Source organism: Xenorhabdus taiwanensis (assembly GCF_036512875.1).
In the GTDB taxonomy this organism is placed as follows: Bacteria; Pseudomonadota; Gammaproteobacteria; order Enterobacterales; family Enterobacteriaceae; genus Xenorhabdus; species Xenorhabdus taiwanensis.
Map to the genome: position 1 here is coordinate 2944194 of NZ_AP028978.1, position 17436 is coordinate 2961629.

Sequence of the window (17436 nt, forward strand, 5' to 3'; positions counted from 1 at the left end):
TATGGCTGATAACAATCTCAAAAATCCTGTAGAAATTCAGGCGACACGCATTGATGCAACTCTGCTTCCCTCTAATTTTTCCCAGCCCTATTTTCTGTATATTGTTCAACAGGGAGCCGATTTAGGCAATGTGGCGAACAAAGCGAATCAGGCCGGAGACGGGGCTTATGATGCTCAGGCTAAAAATGATGAGCAGGATAAGACACTGGCAAACCATGAAGGCCGTTTGGAATCTGCAGAGTCTCAATTGGCAGATCATGAGAAACGCCTCGCCACAACGGAGGAAATGCTAGCTAATCATGAACAGCGGTTAACGACTGCCGAATTGACTATTGACAATCAAGGGCAGCGAATAACCACCGTTGAAAACGATGTAAAGGGTATCAAGAACGATGTAAACACCATCAAAGGTGATTACCTTTCTAAATCGGCTACTGCTGTCCAGTCTCTGGCGTCACCGCTGAATGTTACGACATCCTATTCAGTTGGTGATGTGAAGGTAATTGGTGCGCGTGTAACGGGGTTTATGCCTATGATGGGTAATGCTCACAAGGGCGTAATCAATGCTAACCAGTCATGGGTGGCAGAAGAAGCCTACACGTCATCAACCATCCAATCCCTGATGAATCAGGTCACTTTATTGGCGCAGCGCTGCAAGGCACAAGAAGATGCGCTGAGGGATCACGGACTTATTGACTAATGACAAAAATAGACATCGTGACAGGCTCACAGCTTATGCGGCTGTGGGGCGTTTCGTCGTGGCTGGAATATCCGGCTGATTATTATCTCTGGCAAAGTTGCGGAGTGTTTGTGGTGATTGAACGGGGTGATTATGTTGAGTTGCACATGGCAATGAGAAAACAGGATAGATACCGTTGTCGTGATGCTGTCACCGACATGCTTTCAGTGATCGGCAATCGAACCATTCACGCCCCTATTCTTTCAGCATCAAAGCCTGTCTGCAATCTGGCGAAAAAATTCGGTTTTTACCTGCAATCTGATGACGTGGTTGAACTCATAGACGGACGTAAAGAGCAATTATTTTTAATGATAAGAGGTGAATTATGGGTGGAATAGTGAGTGGTGTTGGCAATGCTATCGGTGGCGTTATTGGTGGCATCGGTGCTCATAAAGGCGCCAAGGAGCAGGCCCGTTCAAATGACAGGGCCATTGATGCTCAGATGCAGATGTTTGAGCAGCAGGGACAATGGTTGTCGCCATTTCGTGAAGCCGGTGAATCTGGGTTAGCAGGATTACAGGGACTGGCAGGTAAACCGATAGATCGTAATGCATTACTTAGTCAGTACTTCCAGAGTCCAGAGTATCAACAGTTGGCCGATCAGTCGCGTTATCAACAACTCGCCGCAGCAGAGGCGACCGGAGGGCTGGGATCTACGGCAACTGGAAATGCACTGGCCGCCATAGCGCCTCAATTGGGGCAAAACTATCTGAACATGAAAACCGCTGAACAACAGGATAGGTATAACCAACTGCTGGGCTTGGTTAATGTCGGGCTATCTGGCGCGGGTGCTCAATCTGCCGCTGCCGCTAACAACGCTAACGCATTATCATCGCTGTATAGCCAGCAGGGCGCAATCAATGCCGGCAGGAAAGCCCTTCCATGGCAAATCGTCGCAGGTGCACATAACAGCATCAATAACGGTGCTGCCAGTGATATGAACCAATTTGGCGGTATGGCGGCGAATATGTTTGGCGGCATGATGGGAGGGATGTTCTGATGGTTGAGCCAATTAATTATTATCAATCTCTCATGCCGGATTTGGCGGATCAGGCATTAAAAGAGACACAGAATCGGATTGGACAGGCTCAGTTAACAGGCCTTAACATGCAGAATCAGCTAATGCAGCAGCAGATGCAAGAACAGCAGACATTCAGGCAAGCGCTCCCCGGTGCAATCAATGATCCGCAAAAGTTGAGAGAACTGGCTGTTCAATACCCCTCACAGTTACAAAATATTCAGGCTCAGTTGGGATTCAGGAGTGCGCAAGATGTTGCCTCACTCGACGCAACAGTAAACCAATTGCAATTAGCGGTATCAACGGGTGATCCGCGTAATGTGGCCGCGACCATTGTGCAGAACGCCGATGTTATCCGGTCAAAAGGTGTTGAACCTCAGCAACTCATGCAAATGTATGCCAATAATCCGGAGCAGTTTAATGAGGTACTGTCTACGGTGAAATTCGGCATGCTGGGGGCGAAAGAGCAATTTGAGGTACGGGATAAGCAAGCAGGCCGAGAGATTGACCGGGGAAAACTGGCAGAGACTGCCCGCAGTAACAGAGCGTCTGAATCATTGCAGGCCAGAGGGCAGGATATCCAGATGCGCGGACAGGACATTTCGGCTGAAAATGCGCGTTTAGACAGGGAGATTAAAAAGGCGGAGTTTGCTCAAAAAGCGATAGATCGCCAGTTGGCGACAGAAACCAACCAAATCAAGCGGGATGATTTACTGTTGAAACAGCAGGAATTTCAGAAGAAAGCTGAACAGGCCAAAGCGGATAAATATGACAGTTATGTTGAGCAACTTGACACTGTTAACCAGACGATCAACACCGCTCAAAAGGTGTTAAACAGCCCCGGCTTTAATGGCTACTTTGGTATCAATGCAAACCCCTTTAGCAGCAGATATATTCCCGGAACGGATGCTGCTAACACAGAGTCATTGGTTGATACACTGAAATCACAGATATTTCTGGCAAACGTGCAGAAAATGCGGGGTCTAGGCGCACTCTCTAACGCAGAAGGCCAGAAGGTGCAGAGTGCAATAGGCAGCCTTAGCCATTCCATGTCGGAGAAAGCCGCCAAGGAGTCTATCAACGCTATCATTTCCATTATGGAGAAAGGCAAACAAAGGCTGGGTGCCAAATTTGGTCACGAAGCTGCCAGATACAGGAACGAACAAGCCTCATTGTCCGGTAATCAAAGTGAATTTTCTAGTTTATGGGGTGACTAATGGTTAAACCGTGGCGGGATGTTATGGCATCTCAAGAATACCAGTCGCTGAATCCCCAGCAGCAAGCGGCAGCGCAAGAGCAGTATTTTAATGACGTTGTCGCACCAAGCGCAGGAAATAATGTAGAAGCCGCTAAAAAACAGTTCTATTCTGCTTACCCACCATTCGGGATAAACAGGGAAGAGAATGAAAGACAGAACAAGATATTCGAGAAAGCCAACACGTTCGATAACTTTGTCATGGGTGCGGTAAAAGGCGCGGTTGATATCGCAAACGCTTTACCTTGGTCTGAAAAACCCACACAGGAAGAGCAGGCGAAGATCAATGCCATCAACAGTAAGATGAAAGCCAGGGATTCAACTGCGCAGGATATAGGGGAGTTTGTCGGTCAGGCTGCGCCGTTTGTTTCCGGAGGCGGGATAGTCAACCTGGCTGCTACGACGCAGGGGAGATTAGGGCTGGCCTCATTAACGGGAGCGGTAGAAGGCGGACTGGTCGCAAAGGGAACCGGCGGTGATCCTCTGACTGGCGCAGCTATCGGCGGCGCGATTGGCCCGGTTGCTGAGTATGCTTCGCCATACATCGGTAAATTAGTCAATCAGGTTGGCGAAAAAACCGGGTTAAATAAATTTTTCAGAGGCGCTGATGAGGCTTCTGGTGCTGGCAATCCACCCAGCCCATCACTCGAAGCCGAACAAGTGCTCACGCCTGAAGAAACTCTGCGCCAAATGGCATCGCAGAAAAATCCAGACCTGGCATCCTCGTTAAAAGGGCTTGATCCACAACCGGTACAGGAAGTCAGAGCAGCCGCAGAACGACTGGGTGTTGTTGATGATTTATTGCCTTCCACGCTATCGGGCAATCAGCAATATCAGGCGGTTGAGCAAGCGATAAAATCAAGACCCGGCTCTGCACTGAAAGTTCAGGAAGACAAGTCAATCAGTCGCCTTGCTGAAAGTGCGGGTAGGTTGATTGATGATGTTGCGAATGTACCTGATGCATTATCACTTAATCAACGGGTTATCGGGCAATTTGATAACCGTATGGCCGCGCTTGAGCGAAGAAGTGATGATCTTTATCGACGGATTGACAATGCCATGCCAGCAAGAACCAAGGTGAATGCTGAAAACACGGGGGCCATGCTGGAAAGAAAGGCCGATGAGTTAGGCGGATGGGAAAACCTTGATACTGTAGAAAAAAATGTGTTTAAAGCCATCAATCCCGGCGCGGAGGGTGTACTGACCTATGCGAACCTGAATAAACAAAGACGATTGGTCGGTCAGGCGCTGTTTAAAAATAGAGGTCCATATCGTGATGCTGACGAGGCTGCACTGAGTTACCTGTATCGGCAATTATCAGAAGATCAGCGCGTTGCTCTGGGTGGTGCTGAGGTCAGGCGCGAATTTGAAATCGCACAGCGGTTAGTGCAAATGCGTAAGAACATGGAAGGGCAAATGGTTCAGCTTAGAGGAAAAAATCTGACGGGTGATATAGCCAACGAGAGTGCTCTGGCTGTTGCGTCTCTCGCCAAAGGAAATGCCAAGCAATTTACTGAACTGATGGGGAATCTGCCCACAAGACAAATGCGGCAGGAGGTGGCAGGCTCGGCTATTCGGGACATGCTTTCATCAGGTAAGCGTGGCGCAGATTTTAATCCGGCCGGATTTGCGGACTGGTACCAGAATTTACGTACATCAGGAAACTTACGTACTTTAGCGCAATCTATGCCGCGTGAATTTATGTCTGGTCTGCATGATACCTATGTAGTGGCCAATGCGATTCGTAAGGCAAAATCATTCGAAATAACCACAGGTAGATTGAATGACTTCACTCAGCGATTCGATGCGGTGACAGCCCCTCATGAGCTCATGGCTAAGTACGCAGCAAGACTAGGCACCATGGCAGGCGCAAAGGGTGGGCCACTGGGTGCCGTTGCCGGTGGTGTTATTGGTGAGAAGCTGGCAGCGAGAGCGCGATTGGCCGGCGGTTCCGGTTCTTCAGAGGCGGCTGAACGGTTGATTTTAACGCCAGAATTTCAGCAGGCAACCAAGGGACTCACGTCACCAGTACCAAAGGATAAAGGAAAATACAGAAAGGCGTTTGATGAATCCAGACTGAGAGCCTCCAAAGAATGGCGTTCATTCTATGCTTCTCTGCCTGAGACCGACAAACGCACCCTTGCCCGTGTTGGGATTATTGGTTGGGTAAGTCAGAACCAAGAAAGATAGTTTAATTCATTAGTTATTTTATGCCGCTTAATTGCGGTTTTTTTACGTCCAAATTTCAACATCGCTACAGTATCTCTTGCTGGGATGCTGTACGCCTGGAGCAAATCAATGTCAGAAATAATACCGAATGTTGTTGTTAGTATGCCGAGTCAACTCTTCACAATGGCTCGTTCTTTCAAGGCATGCTCTAACGGTAAGATTTACATTGGCAAGATAAATACCGATCCGACCCTACCTGAGAATCAGATAGACGTTTATATCGAGCGTGAAGACGGTTCATATATACCCACCATGCAGCCTATTATTATCAATCAGGCGGGCTATCCTGTTTATGCGGGTCAGATCAGCAAATTTGTGACTGTCGAAGGTCACTCTATGGCCGTTTATGATGCGTATGGTTCACAGCAGTTTTACTTTCCGAATATTTTGAAATATGACCCTGATCAGGGAATAGTTAGATTTAAAAATGAATTATCAAGCACAGATTCAGATAATCCTGGCACCAATTTAATAGGAATTCCGGGGAATGGTAATTTAACATCTTATTTATCTAATGGAAGAGGTATTGACCCCAAAATGCCTCCATTTAACTACAAAGAAAGCGATCCCATTGAAAAAAGAACCGAATCAATTCATGCTGCATTTAAAGAAGCTGATAGAACTAAAAAATCCGTTGTTTTTAGTGGATTATATAAAATAGATAGATTGCAGCTATTCGATCACTCTGATTATTCAATTGAGGGTTTTGGCGGGATAATCGCTGAGGGAATTGGGGGTGATGGCATATTTTGCATAGAAATGAAGAATTGTATCAATGTGAACTGGAATGGAAATATATCATTAAATGGAAAGGCTGGATTTGCAGGTGGTGTCAAGGTATGGAGTGACAAACCTAGTGGGTCAGCACGACTTCAACTTAGGATTAATGTTATTGGGGCTGCAATAGCATGGCAGTTTGGTGATAAAGAGCACCCTGATAGGTACTTAAGCGAAATACGTGTTCATAGTTGCCAAACATATAATGTAAGGGAAGTAGTTAGAGTCATAGGAACGCAAACAATAATTGAATTCAATGGCTGCCAAATGGTAGCAAATTCAGGAACTATTGGAGATAACATTGTATGCGTAGGTACTTTATATGGAGGTAACTTAACAATTAATGGCGGGGAAGTGATGATGACATCAGATCCCAATGGGCAGTTATTTAGAAGCTTCCCAATTAATTCAGTTGATTTTGCTAAAAGTTATGGGTTAATCATAGTTAATGGTTCACCTATAGAGAGTGCTGGGTTATGGTTAAACGCTTATAACATAGATAATATTGATTCCCCAGCACCGGGAACTGGTGGGCTTATTTTTTCATCCTGCACTGGTTACACTCCTTTTTCTGGAGTTAATATCCAATTGAATGGAGAGTTTAATGGGAAAATAAGCATTGGGAATGATTGCTACTTTACTAGAATAGGTGAGAAAAATACCCAAATAGTTCATTGTAATCAAGATTGTCACCCAATTATCAGATTGAATGATGATGCATTTGATTCTAATTTCCCAAAAGGTTTCTCTGCTATAACTGGTGGAATATTATCATTTTCATTCCGGCAAATTACGCAGTTAACAAATTTAATGGGAGCTGTTTATCCAAAAAACACAACAAATAATATTGTATTCAAATCAATGGATGCCACTGGTGAAAATCCTTACTATGGAGTGAATTATGATCTATCAACTGGAGTATTTACTGTTCCTATTGGCGGATTAAAGTCAGTTAGAATTCATCTTGAAATAAACTTTAGCTCATCGATTACAGATGCTAGCGTTAGCGCAATAGTTAATTCGGTAACAAAAGGTATTTGTGCAATTTCATCGCGCAGACTTTCTGCTGATTTCGAACTTGGTAATCTATCTTATGGTGATACTATCTCATTAAGAATATTTAATCCAAATGATAGTACAGAAACGACATCTAGTAATCTTGATTTTATTTCGTTTAGCGCAGCAAACTGACAAAAAGCCCGCCTTGCGGCGGGCGTGTAATCAGAATTCTATGTTATTCTGAGATAGTATTTTCAGTGGATTAACCTGATATATCCCAATGTTTATGCTTTTCACTTCCTCAAACTGGATGTCAGCTGCGTCGCTGTATGTGTACCAATCATCACCAATTTTAACTGCCTCGTTAGCTGTGTCTTTATTAACAAACCCATCCTTATCCTTCAGTATCACATGCGAGAACATAGCTGATCCGCTTCTGAATACGCCATTTATATCGCCAGATATGCGGTAGATTATTTTCTGGCTGCCACCAAATGGCTCCTGGTAAAGATAAATTGATTTAAGTGTCACGCCTTCCGCCAGTTCTGCGTTTATGTCAGCATGTTTCATTCTTTCAAGTGATGAGTATGAGTAATCGAACTTAACAGGTAATTCGATGATTGCATCAACACCATAGTACATCGCCATTTTGGGTTGTTTATATGATGGGTATTCGTCTGTCGATTTAACAACCCTGGTGAAGTAGTAGTCAGGTATGACAACCTCTTTCTTGCCTTCTTTGACCTGCTCAAGAATCATCTTATGACGAATCTGTTCCTGTCCCCACGTGTTCATTACTGCGGTGGTGAATAATGTATATGACGGGACAAAATAAACCAGACAGAATACATAAATCATCAAGAGAATGAAGTAGATACCTTTTTTGTTATCCACCTGAAGAAATGCACTTAGGAGGAACGAAACAGAGATAAGCATCATAAATAGAGCGCCGCTATAAGCCCGGTTAGGCATGAACGGAGATGCCACAAAAGCAAGGTTACAGAGTATTGCAGCGACAAAGAAAACTGCAGCGCATACGAGGTGTGTTTTTGCTTTGCTGTTAAAAATTGAAACAGCAAGACTCAGAATGATTATCAGCAGGTAAACCTGCCAGAATCCCTGCATTGATTCTGGCATGCGGGTAAATAGTTGCAAGTCAACTTTGCCGACAAGAGACATTGCATGCCAGTCTGTGAAATATCGTGAACGCGCAGCTGCGCCAGGGCTTAAAAGAAGAACAAATGCGCCGGCAATAATACCAATCAGATAAGGATAAATAATTGAAAATTTCTTTGCGTAGAATGCGTATCCAATGGTGATCAAAATCACCACTATGCAAGTGTTCTCGTTGGAGCAACCAGCCAGAAAACCAGTGATAAGGGCAAATATTATGCTAGGTAGTTTCGGTTTGTCGGTAGCTTTTGCCATCATCAGCAGGCAGAAAGAAACAAAGAGTGAAGGCCAAAGGTAGTTTGCTGCCCCCACAAACCAGAATGAGGTTTGTCCTAACGTTGGGTTGGCTATCCAGTAGAAGATGAAGATTACCGATAACGTAACCCATGAACATTTTATTTTTTTTTCTGTTAACGCGGCAGGAAGGCATGAAATAAAGAACAACATCAAAACAAATGCCGCTGCTGTCATCCCTTCGTATACTGAGTGAGATAGGTAGGTCATCATGTATGAGCTGAGCATGTTGGTAACAATTCGCCCGCTCCATGCCATATAGTGCTGGTACTGACTTAATGGATCTGCTATCACAAATGAATAATAATAATAATCGTCTGAGAGCATAGGAACATGAAGTGAAGGTATAAGTACCATCACAAACATTATACCAAGTGTGATAAGGCTTAATGCCTTCCTGTTCATTTTCCACTCCTTTTTTTCAAAAGATATTTCGGCCTGTTTTTGACCTCGACATAAATCCTGCCAATATATTCACCAAGAACTCCGATGCCGATAAGTTGGATGCCACCGAGGAAAAGAATTGATACCAGCAGTGAAGGGTATCCGCGAACCGGATTACCAAATACGATGGTATCTATAATCATCCAGGCACCATAAATGAATGACATGCTAGCAACGAAAGCGCCGATGTAAGTCCATATTCTGACTGGAAACGTTGAGAAGCTTGTTATACCTTCAAAGGCCAGATTAAGTAGTTTCCATCCATTAAATTTGGTAGCCCCTGCCACTCGTTTAGCTCGAGTATATTCGACAAGGTCAGTTTTACCGCCAACCCAACTAAGTACACCTTTCATAAAAAGGTTCCGTTCTGGCATTTGTTTAATATTTTCTACAACATCGCGCGACATCAATCGGAAGTCGCCGACATTCTCCTCTATCTGAGGATTGCTTATTTTGTTGTGCAACTTATAGAACCATTCAGCGGTCTTGCGCTTCATTCTGCCATCTGTTGAGCGATCAGTGCGTTTTGCTAGAACCATATCTGCTCCAGCCTGCCATTTCGAAATGAGATGGGGAATAACTTCAATCGGATCCTGAAGGTCAACGTCGATAGGAATTATTGCTTCACCCGTAGCATGATCAAGTCCCGCAAATAGCGCTGGTTCTTTTCCAAAGTTTCTTGTAAATGACAGCGGAATGACAAGAGGATCAGAAATAGCGATAGCATTGATTATTGATTCTGTGGAGTCTTTACTTCCGTCATTAATGAAGACGATTTCCACCTCGTGCGCTTTTAACCCTTCATGTTCGCGAACTGCGTTATAAAATATTGGGATCGCTTCCTCTTCGTTGAAGACAGGAACGACCAGTGAAATCTTAATCATTCATTACCCTTAAATACGAAAAAGTTGGAGTAAATAAACCCCAACACTAAACTAATTGTGGAGAATACAATCAATGTCACTATGGGTTGTATATTCATAGCATCAGATAGATACCCCGTTAAGTAGCTTAATAGTCCCATAAATGAAACAAACGCGACATACCTTCGTCCAGTGGCTTTTTTCTGGAAGGTAATCTTAGCGTTTGCATAGAATGAGAATGTTACTGCTGCACAGAAACCTAGCAAGTTACTGGCTGCTTGAGTTACATCAAGATATATTAGAGCAGAAAATAATACCCAATGGATAAGAGTATTAATGATACCTATCGAAAGATATTTTTTAAACAAAGTTAACATAATCATCAAGCTATATGAAATTATTGCGGTGAAGCATATCACTTTAGTAATCACATATCATTCATTATAACTATTCAATATAAATTTGAATGAGTGACATTGCTTTGGTAACTGTTTTTAGTTCACCATTCCGTTCTTTATATTTCTTGCATTGATGCAATCAGTGAACTATTGCACCATGTTATTAAGTTTTCCCTATCAAATTAGGTGGGACATATTTAAACTGGAATGTGCATCCATGCATATGCTTTGCTACAAATGTTTTCGACTTGATCACTATCCAATGTTGTAGAGAAAAGAGATAACCGAATATTTTTTCTAATAAATCCCAATCAGGAACTATCGAAAAAAAGCAGCAAGAAAAAAGGCGTTTCAAACGCCTTTGGCCAACAACAAAATTAATCCTAATGTTAGCGCGCTTTTGTCATTTTTCGTCGGCTATTTTACCCCCATTTTACCCTCATTTTACCCCAAGTAAATTTGAGGCATAAAAAAACCAACCATAACAGGTTGGTTTTTCTAGGGAAATTTGGTCGGCATGATAGGATTTGAACCTACGACCCCCGACACCCCATGACGGTGCGCTACCAAGCTGCGCTACATGCCGATGACTTTTCTTATATTACCGTTTTTTATTTGCAAAGCAAGCCCCTAGTTTAGTGAGCGCTTGATTTTTAAACGATTAATTGGCTAAAAATCGTTTCACTTCCGTTAATATCTGTAATAACTGGGCAAGGTTTGGTTTAGCATCCTGAATTTCATCACCATCTAAATCATACAGATGATATTCTCCATCCTTGGAAAGATAGACAGTATTTTGAGCCATCGTAACAATTAATGAACCATTATCACCCGTAATAAGCCATGGATTTTCTCTTTGGGCGTTAAAGAGATCTTCACCCTGAGAATAATCTTCAGGAGAATTAGTAACATGTAATAAACGGCGCATTAAGGTTGTCATGATATCTTGATGGCTAGTCAGCTTATCGATAGTTTGTGCTGGAGTGCCAGGCCACTGAATTATCAGGGGAACATGGAGTTGTTCACGATTGAATTTGTCACCCGTAAACCATTTTGCTCTGTTACCTGCTGTTTCCTGATTCTGTTTAGCTGTAATCACAATGATTGTTTTATCTAAGACGCCTTTGGTTTTCAGGATTTCTAAAACATGACTGATTTCAGTATCCAGCGCTTTCTTATCAAATTTGCCGGATGAAGGAACAATGCCATTAAGATCCAGAAATGAGAACCATGGTGTGGAACCATTGCGTAAATTTAACCATTGGTTCCATTGCATCACTGTTAAATTATCGTTTTGTCTTTTAGCTTCTGGCAATGAATAATCGGTCAGTATGGCCTGGCGATAAAGTGGTGTCTGGAATCCATCTGAAGAAAAGAGGCCAAATTGATACCCTTGATGTGTCAGAGCATCAATAAGTGCTGAGGATTTTCTGGCGTTAAGAATACCGTCCAGATAGCCTGATGATATGCCATAGAATAAACCAAACAATGCCGTGTCATCTTGAATGCCTGCACTGAAATGTTGAGTGAACTGGATATTGTTCTTCGCGAAATGTTCCAGAGTTGGCATATCATGGGGGATGTCTTGATGATCCAGCCCATCCACGACAAGCAGAAGTAAGTTATAACCGCGCCCAGTATCCTGATAAGATAAATTATTCAGCGGATAATTGACACTTAAAGCTGTAGGATTGCCTTGCTGGTTAATGCGGCGTTGAAATTCTCGCTGATCCAATAGACCATGTTTTTCAAGGAATTTTCGGGCGGTCATTGGATAGGAAATTGGTAAGTTTGAGCGCTGCATGGTAATCGGACGGTAGAAATTGGCATCTGCCCAGATGTACATGAGATGTGAAGCGACAAAAGCAGTAATGAATACTGCTGCCAGTGGTTTACCAAATCGTTGACGGCTCAGACTACGTAATTTTTGCCAACTCCATGTGCCAAAAAGCATCTGTATTAGAAAAATCAAAGGAATACAGATGAACATCAGTTGCCATTCTCTTGCTAATTCACCTTGTTCTGGGTTGGTGACTAAATCCCAAACCAATGGAGTTAAATGCAGATGAAAGCGAACATAGATGGAGGAATCAAATATCAGTAGTGTTAAACCTGCCGTTGCCAACGTGGCCGAAAGAAACCTCATTAGCCGCTGAGACATAACGATAAATGTCAGCGGAAATAAAATAAGTAAATAGATGGCAAAGACAATGAAACTGAAATGGCCGAGCCAACTGACCAGCGCGTAGATGCGCCCAAACAGTGAACCCGGCCAGTCAGATGCAAATAGATAGCGACTGCCCAGCACAAGACTGAACATAATGTTGAACAGTGCGAACCAGTGTCCCCAACTGATCATCTGAGAAACTTTTTCGCGGTAATGCTGACAGCTAGTCACCATATTTTCTTTACGTCAACGTGTTAATAAAGATTAATGCGCTTTATCTTCGTTGATTGAAGACTGCAACGCGTGTGCAAACGAGTCTGCGATATGTCTGCGTTGTGCAGGAGCAATACTCGTATTGATTAAATTTGTTACCATATTACCCAAAACCATTAGGGTCAGGTCAGTTGGAGTATGGTCTTTCTCGAAAACATTTACTAATTCAGCCAATAAATGTTCAACTTTTTCATCGCTATAGCGAGATGACTGTGGCATAAATCAAAAATCCTGAATGTACAAAGCCCCATATCTTACCGTATAGAGGGGGGATTTTCTGCTTTTTTTATGACAAATTAACTCTCTGCTGTCGGCGTTGTTGCCAATATTGAATATGCTGCACCATTTTAATCTTTGATATGTAGGATGTTGACAATTAAATGGTGAGTATTTTTGTCTATTGGGTTTTTGGTTGCAGCAGAAAGATAACGATGTTTGAATACGCCGCTAACCGCACGGCCCTATATGGCCAAAGTTGCAAAAGGAGTATAAATAATGAGTCTGGAAATTACCCGGATCGCGCTACATCGGTTGATTAAACGTGATGAACAGACGTTGGAAGTGATTTTGCGTGATGCTTTGCTGGATACCAACCAGGTGGTTGAAGAGATGATGGCAGAGTTGCATCGTGTATATAGCGCGAAAAGTAAAGCTTACGGTTTGTTCAATGAAGAAAGTGAGCTGGCGGGATCACTGCGTCATCTACGCAAAGGAGATGATGATTTTCTCGGTTTTAGTCGGGCTGCAACTGTTCGCTTAAAAGATGAGTTAGCGAAATATCCGTTTGCAGAAGGGGGAACGGTATTGTTTTGTCAATATCGCTATCTTGCCGTGGAATATTTACTGATTGCTGTTCTTAATAGTTGTAACAGCACGTCCGTCAATGATGAACTCGATGTGAATACGACACAATATCTTGATATTCCTCATGCTGATATTATCGCAAGAATCGATCTAACTGAGTGGGAAACCCATCCTGAATCCAGTCGTTACCTGACGTTCTTAAAAGGGCGCGTAGGGCGCAAGGTTTCAGACTTTTTTATGGATTTCCTTGCCGCCAGTGAAGGCATGAATGCCAAAGTTCAAAATAAAGGTTTGTTGCAGGCTTTGGATGATTATTGTGCGTCGGCACAGTTGGATAAAAATGAACGCCAGGCCTATCGTCAGCAAGTTTATGGTTATTGTAATGAACAGTTACAGGCGGGTGAGGAAATTAAGTTACAAGCGCTATCCCAAGAGTTACCCGCGTTGGGTGAGCAAAACTTTCAGCAATTTTCGCAGGAAAAAGGCTATGAATTGGAAGAAAGCTTTCCTGCTGATCGTGGAACGTTGCGCCAATTAACAAAATTTGCAGGTAGTGGTGGAGGATTAACCATTAACTTTGATGCCATGTTGATGGGAGAACGAATTTTTTGGGATCCAGTAACAGATACGTTGACGATCAAGGGAACGCCACCGAATTTGCGCGATCAATTGCAACGTCATGGTGGTGGCAATCGCTAGTTGGCTACTTGAAAAAACAAGCTGTAAAAATAAATAACGCCGCAATTGCGGCGTTATTTACTCGGCGTCCCGATAAAAGCTCGACTGTGGCTAATTAAGCACGCAGGAAATCAATGTGCGTCAGTTTAGGTTTAAACGGATGACGCTGTACTGCCTGCACTTTAACTTTAGTTTCTTTACCATCAACAACTAGTGTCAGAACTTCGTAAAATTCTGGCTTACTTTCGTGGTTGATAACTGCATCGTGATCCAGTTCGATAGAAACTGGTTCTTGGTTACCACCGTAGATGATTGCTGGAAACTTGTTAGCTCTACGCAGGCGGCGGCTCGCACCTTTGCCCTGCTCTTTACGTACTTCTGCATTAATAGTTAACATTATTTTTTCTCTGTAAAAGAAGAAAATAAATCCTGCTACAGGCGACCCAGCAGCAGGTTCGATACTTGGCTTAACATGGGTTATTACGTTAAGCGGGCGGCATTCTAGCGAAAAACCGATATGACAGCAAATATAAATATACTTTCCGCTTGGTTAATGGATAGTCTATTTGACATATTTAGTACAAATCTTCAGCCCGTCTAAATCGCCCTTGATAGTCAAAAACTTTTTCTCTGATTTGCCAAAATTGCCCTTTTTTACGCGCGACAACAAAATCAGGATGACGCAATAAAAGAAATTGATTGGCAACATCTTCTGCTGTTTTCCAGCGAAAAACGGTTCCTGGTGCACGCTGATGTTGGCGAAGAAATTGCAGTTCAAATACTTTCTTTTGGGCCGGAGTAGATAAACGGAACAATTCGGATACGTCTGCTCCATCTTCGTCATAATAGGTGATTTTGAGCCATTCTCCTTTATTGTCGTGACCCGGTGTTAGTTGCATGCCACCACAACGTAGCACCAATGCATCTTTTAGTTTTAAGGCTGCTTTCAGCATATCATCGGGATCGACGAGTACTTCTTCACAACGATGGCAGCGTCGGGCCGCGATATCATTTTCTGCACCACAATGGGGGCATGATTTAAAACGGAAACGAAAATCACATTGTTGACGTTTCCCATTTTCATCTTCTTCCCAACCTTGGCAGCGTCGCCCAAAATGCTCAACGATTTCTCCATCTGTCGTGCATATCCCCCAGAAAGTATTGGCAAATTGGCAGATAGGGCAAAATACCTGGACAGGCTGGCTTTGTGAGTTGGGTTTACTATTACCGATTTCAGGTGTGTAAAGATCGTGGGGATTGCCAGCATAGTCCAAAATCAGGCAATCTTTTTTGTCAGGAAATAAACGTAAGCCGCGCCCGATGATTTGCTGATAAAGGCTGACCGATTCTGTAGGACGCAATATGGCGATTAAATCAACATGGGGCGCATCGAATCCTGTTGTGAGTACGGCAACATTGACCATATAGCGGAGTTGCTGTTCTTTGAATGCCGTAATTAAACTATCTCGTTCAGATGGCGGGGTATCTGCACTGACTAGCGCGGCTTGTCCTGTAGGCAACAATTGGAAGATTTCTTTGGCATGTTCGACTGTCGCGGCGAAAATCATCACCCCTTTCCGAGTTTGTGCATATTCAACGATCTGTCTCATGATATGAGGAGTGACACGCTTTTGGCGTTTTATCTCCCGATTCAATTCTGTTTCATTGAATATTCCTTGTTGGCTGGTTCGCACCTGACTAAAATCATATTGCATTACAGGCATGTCCAGTCTTTCTGGAGAAACCAGAAAATGATGCTTAATCATATAACGTAATGGAAGATCATAAATACAATCGCGAAAAAAACTGCGTTCGTCACCACGGATCATGCCATGATAATGATATTGATATATCCAGCCAGCACTGAGGCGATAAGGTGTTGCGGTTAAACCCAATATGCGGATTTGAGGGTTGTTTTTTCGAAGTTGCTGGATGATCTGTTGGTATTGGCTGTTTTCGTCATCGCTGATGCGGTGGCATTCATCGATGATTAGCAGAGAAAAATGGTGGTCAAAGTGATCCAGGTTGCGGGCAATGGACTGAATACTGCCAAAAACTACTTTTCCTGCACTTTGTTTTTGATTTAATCCTGCGGAAAAAATGTCTGCATCCAATCCATAAGCACAATATTTGCTGTGGTTCTGCGCAACAAGTTCTTTGACATGTGCCAGTACCAAAACACGGCCATGAGCCAGTTTTGCCAGTTCAGCGATGACAAGGCTTTTACCTGCCCCTGTTGGCAAAACAATAACGGCGGGATCTCTGTGCTGGCGAAAATAGCGAATGGTTGCGTCTACCGCTTCTTGTTGATAAGGACGTAAAGTAAAAGCCATTTTTATGTTACTGTCACAAATATCAGGTAAAAGATCATTACGGTAGAGAATAACATTTTTCATTGAAGCCTGCCGTCGAGAAATAATTCGTTATTATTTTCTAGGATCAAGTGGGCTATAACGGGTAACTTATTGTTGCTATAGTTACTGGTGTGATGATTTTTCTATGAATTATCTGTTTAATCTTGTATTCCAATAGTGGCCTTGAAGCTGTTCATAATATCAAGGACATGTTCATATGTGTTTATTTTTGTCAGGTACATCTATTCATGCGATTGGATAAGTTTTTATCACAACAATTAGGTATCAGCCGCAACGATGTGGGGCGCGAGTTGCGGGCAGGGCTAGTCACTGTCGATGATGAGATCATCAAAACAGGGGCCTATAAATTGAAGTCCGATCAGCAAGTTGCCTATGATGGCACGATATTGCAACAATTCAGTGGCTCACGTTATTTCATGTTGAATAAACCCCAGGGATATGTCTGTTCAACCGATGATCCATCAAACCCGACAATTTTGTATTTTATCGATGAGCCTGTGGCTCATAAATTACACTCAGCAGGGCGTTTGGATATCGACACTACAGGGTTGGTTTTGTTGACTGATGATGGTCAATGGTCACACCGTATTACATCCCCCAAACATCACTGCGAAAAAACTTATCTTGTGAGATTGGAATACCCAGTCTCTGAGGATACAGGGCAAAAATTTCTGGCAGGGGTGCAGTTAAATGGGGAAAAAACACTGACAAAACCCGCACAAATGGAAATTATCGAGCCTCAACTTGTTCGTTTGACTATTAGCGAAGGACGTTATCACCAAGTAAAACGGATGTTTGCCGCAGTGGAGAATCATGTTGTTGCGCTTCATCGGGAGCGAATTGGCGAAATTTATCTCGATCCTGCATTGGGAGCAGGAGAATATCGGGCGCTGACTGATAATGAGATCAACAGTATACAAATGCCAACCCCTTAATTTTTACCCTTCAAT

The 17436-nt window shown here is 43.1% G+C and carries 15 protein-coding genes and 1 tRNA gene; 8 read left to right on the forward strand and 8 right to left on the reverse strand.

Translation table 11 applies throughout. The annotated features are described in order from the left end of the window. Position 1: 1 nt before the first annotated feature. The 6 genes from ACE1SE_RS13515 to ACE1SE_RS13540 all read left to right on the forward strand — a co-directional run bounded on the left by ACE1SE_RS13515 (position 2) and on the right by ACE1SE_RS13540 (position 7209). The gene (locus ACE1SE_RS13515) at positions 2-700 is read left to right on the forward strand and encodes a phage tail protein (protein WP_374051340.1); all 699 of its coding nucleotides are present in this window, start codon (positions 2-4) and stop codon (positions 698-700) included. Continuing rightward, positions 700-1077: a hypothetical protein gene (locus tag ACE1SE_RS13520; RefSeq protein WP_374051341.1), complete on the forward strand. Its 378-nt coding sequence runs from the start codon at positions 700-702 to the stop codon at positions 1075-1077. The genes ACE1SE_RS13515 and ACE1SE_RS13520 overlap by 1 nt, the downstream gene beginning before the upstream one ends. Beyond that, on the forward strand, positions 1065-1739 hold the full coding sequence (locus ACE1SE_RS13525) for a P22-gp17 family phage DNA ejection protein (RefSeq protein WP_374051342.1): 675 nt from the start codon (positions 1065-1067) through the stop codon (positions 1737-1739). Before ACE1SE_RS13520 ends, ACE1SE_RS13525 begins: the two co-directional genes overlap by 13 nt. After that, entirely contained in the window at positions 1739-2974 is a 1236-nt protein-coding gene (locus ACE1SE_RS13530; RefSeq protein WP_374051343.1) for a phage DNA ejection protein, read from the forward strand. Before ACE1SE_RS13525 ends, ACE1SE_RS13530 begins: the two co-directional genes overlap by 1 nt. Further along, on the forward strand, positions 2974-5202 hold the full coding sequence (locus ACE1SE_RS13535; RefSeq protein ID WP_374051344.1) for a hypothetical protein: 2229 nt from the start codon (positions 2974-2976) through the stop codon (positions 5200-5202). The genes ACE1SE_RS13530 and ACE1SE_RS13535 overlap by 1 nt, the downstream gene beginning before the upstream one ends. Positions 5203-5310: 108 nt before the next feature. Then, on the forward strand, positions 5311-7209 hold the full coding sequence (locus ACE1SE_RS13540) for a phage head-binding domain-containing protein (RefSeq protein ID WP_374051345.1): 1899 nt from the start codon (positions 5311-5313) through the stop codon (positions 7207-7209). 30 nt (positions 7210-7239) lie between these two features. Here ACE1SE_RS13540 and ACE1SE_RS13545 read toward each other — a convergent pair whose 3' ends face one another. The 6 genes from ACE1SE_RS13545 to ACE1SE_RS13570 all read right to left on the reverse strand — a co-directional run bounded on the left by ACE1SE_RS13545 (position 7240) and on the right by ACE1SE_RS13570 (position 12848). Further along, complete coding sequence (locus ACE1SE_RS13545) at positions 7240-8889, reverse strand: DUF6056 family protein (RefSeq protein WP_374051346.1); 1650 nt, start codon at positions 8887-8889, stop codon at positions 7240-7242. Beyond that, complete coding sequence (locus ACE1SE_RS13550) at positions 8886-9809, reverse strand: glycosyltransferase family 2 protein (RefSeq protein ID WP_374053674.1); 924 nt, start codon at positions 9807-9809, stop codon at positions 8886-8888. The genes ACE1SE_RS13545 and ACE1SE_RS13550 overlap by 4 nt, the downstream gene beginning before the upstream one ends. Then, entirely contained in the window at positions 9809-10168 is a 360-nt protein-coding gene (locus ACE1SE_RS13555) for a GtrA family protein (RefSeq protein WP_374053675.1), read from the reverse strand. The genes ACE1SE_RS13550 and ACE1SE_RS13555 overlap by 1 nt, the downstream gene beginning before the upstream one ends. Positions 10169-10698: 530 nt before the next feature. Beyond that, positions 10699-10775, reverse strand: a tRNA-Pro gene (locus ACE1SE_RS13560). Between the two features lie 75 nt (positions 10776-10850). Next, complete coding sequence (gene yejM, locus ACE1SE_RS13565) at positions 10851-12590, reverse strand: LPS biosynthesis-modulating metalloenzyme YejM (protein WP_374051347.1); 1740 nt, start codon at positions 12588-12590, stop codon at positions 10851-10853. Between the two features lie 30 nt (positions 12591-12620). Continuing rightward, a complete protein-coding gene (locus ACE1SE_RS13570) occupies positions 12621-12848 on the reverse strand; it encodes a YejL family protein (protein ID WP_099140284.1) in 228 nt (75 codons plus the stop codon). 276 nt (positions 12849-13124) lie between these two features. Between ACE1SE_RS13570 and yejK the strand changes: the two genes are divergently transcribed. Further along, entirely contained in the window at positions 13125-14132 is a 1008-nt protein-coding gene (gene yejK, locus ACE1SE_RS13575) for a nucleoid-associated protein YejK (protein ID WP_374051348.1), read from the forward strand. 94 nt (positions 14133-14226) lie between these two features. Here yejK and rplY read toward each other — a convergent pair whose 3' ends face one another. Together rplY and radD are read right to left on the reverse strand one after the other, a co-directional pair. Continuing rightward, entirely contained in the window at positions 14227-14508 is a 282-nt protein-coding gene (gene rplY / locus ACE1SE_RS13580) for a 50S ribosomal protein L25 (RefSeq protein ID WP_047679702.1), read from the reverse strand. Positions 14509-14686: 178 nt separating this feature from the next. Then, complete coding sequence (gene radD / locus ACE1SE_RS13585) at positions 14687-16444, reverse strand: DNA repair helicase RadD (RefSeq protein ID WP_374053676.1); 1758 nt, start codon at positions 16442-16444, stop codon at positions 14687-14689. Between the two features lie 269 nt (positions 16445-16713). Here radD and rsuA point away from each other — a divergent pair, with 269 nt between their 5' ends. Next, positions 16714-17421, forward strand: a complete 708-nt coding sequence (gene rsuA / locus ACE1SE_RS13590; protein ID WP_374051349.1) for a 16S rRNA pseudouridine(516) synthase RsuA — start codon at positions 16714-16716, stop codon at positions 17419-17421. The last annotated feature ends 15 nt before the right edge of the window (positions 17422-17436 follow it).

Bases quoted from the DNA above. Each gene is read 5' to 3' on its own strand.
- rsuA (WP_374051349.1), top strand. From the start codon at position 16,714: ATGCGATTGGATAAGTTTTTATCACAACAATTAGGTATCAGCCGCAAC.
- ACE1SE_RS13520 (WP_374051341.1), top strand. From the start codon at position 700: ATGACAAAAATAGACATCGTGACAGGCTCACAGCTTATGCGGCTGTGG.
- ACE1SE_RS13535 (WP_374051344.1), top strand. From the start codon at position 2,974: ATGGTTAAACCGTGGCGGGATGTTATGGCATCTCAAGAATACCAGTCG.
- ACE1SE_RS13530 (WP_374051343.1), top strand. From the start codon at position 1,739: ATGGTTGAGCCAATTAATTATTATCAATCTCTCATGCCGGATTTGGCG.
- yejK (WP_374051348.1), top strand. From the start codon at position 13,125: ATGAGTCTGGAAATTACCCGGATCGCGCTACATCGGTTGATTAAACGT.
- ACE1SE_RS13545 (WP_374051346.1), bottom strand. From the start codon at position 8,889: ATGAACAGGAAGGCATTAAGCCTTATCACACTTGGTATAATGTTTGTG.
- rplY (WP_047679702.1), bottom strand. From the start codon at position 14,508: ATGTTAACTATTAATGCAGAAGTACGTAAAGAGCAGGGCAAAGGTGCG.
- ACE1SE_RS13515 (WP_374051340.1), top strand. From the start codon at position 2: ATGGCTGATAACAATCTCAAAAATCCTGTAGAAATTCAGGCGACACGC.
- yejM (WP_374051347.1), bottom strand. From the start codon at position 12,590: ATGGTGACTAGCTGTCAGCATTACCGCGAAAAAGTTTCTCAGATGATC.
- ACE1SE_RS13525 (WP_374051342.1), top strand. From the start codon at position 1,065: ATGGGTGGAATAGTGAGTGGTGTTGGCAATGCTATCGGTGGCGTTATT.
- radD (WP_374053676.1), bottom strand. From the start codon at position 16,444: ATGGCTTTTACTTTACGTCCTTATCAACAAGAAGCGGTAGACGCAACC.
- ACE1SE_RS13540 (WP_374051345.1), top strand. From the start codon at position 5,311: ATGTCAGAAATAATACCGAATGTTGTTGTTAGTATGCCGAGTCAACTC.
- ACE1SE_RS13555 (WP_374053675.1), bottom strand. From the start codon at position 10,168: ATGTTAACTTTGTTTAAAAAATATCTTTCGATAGGTATCATTAATACT.
- ACE1SE_RS13570 (WP_099140284.1), bottom strand. From the start codon at position 12,848: ATGCCACAGTCATCTCGCTATAGCGATGAAAAAGTTGAACATTTATTG.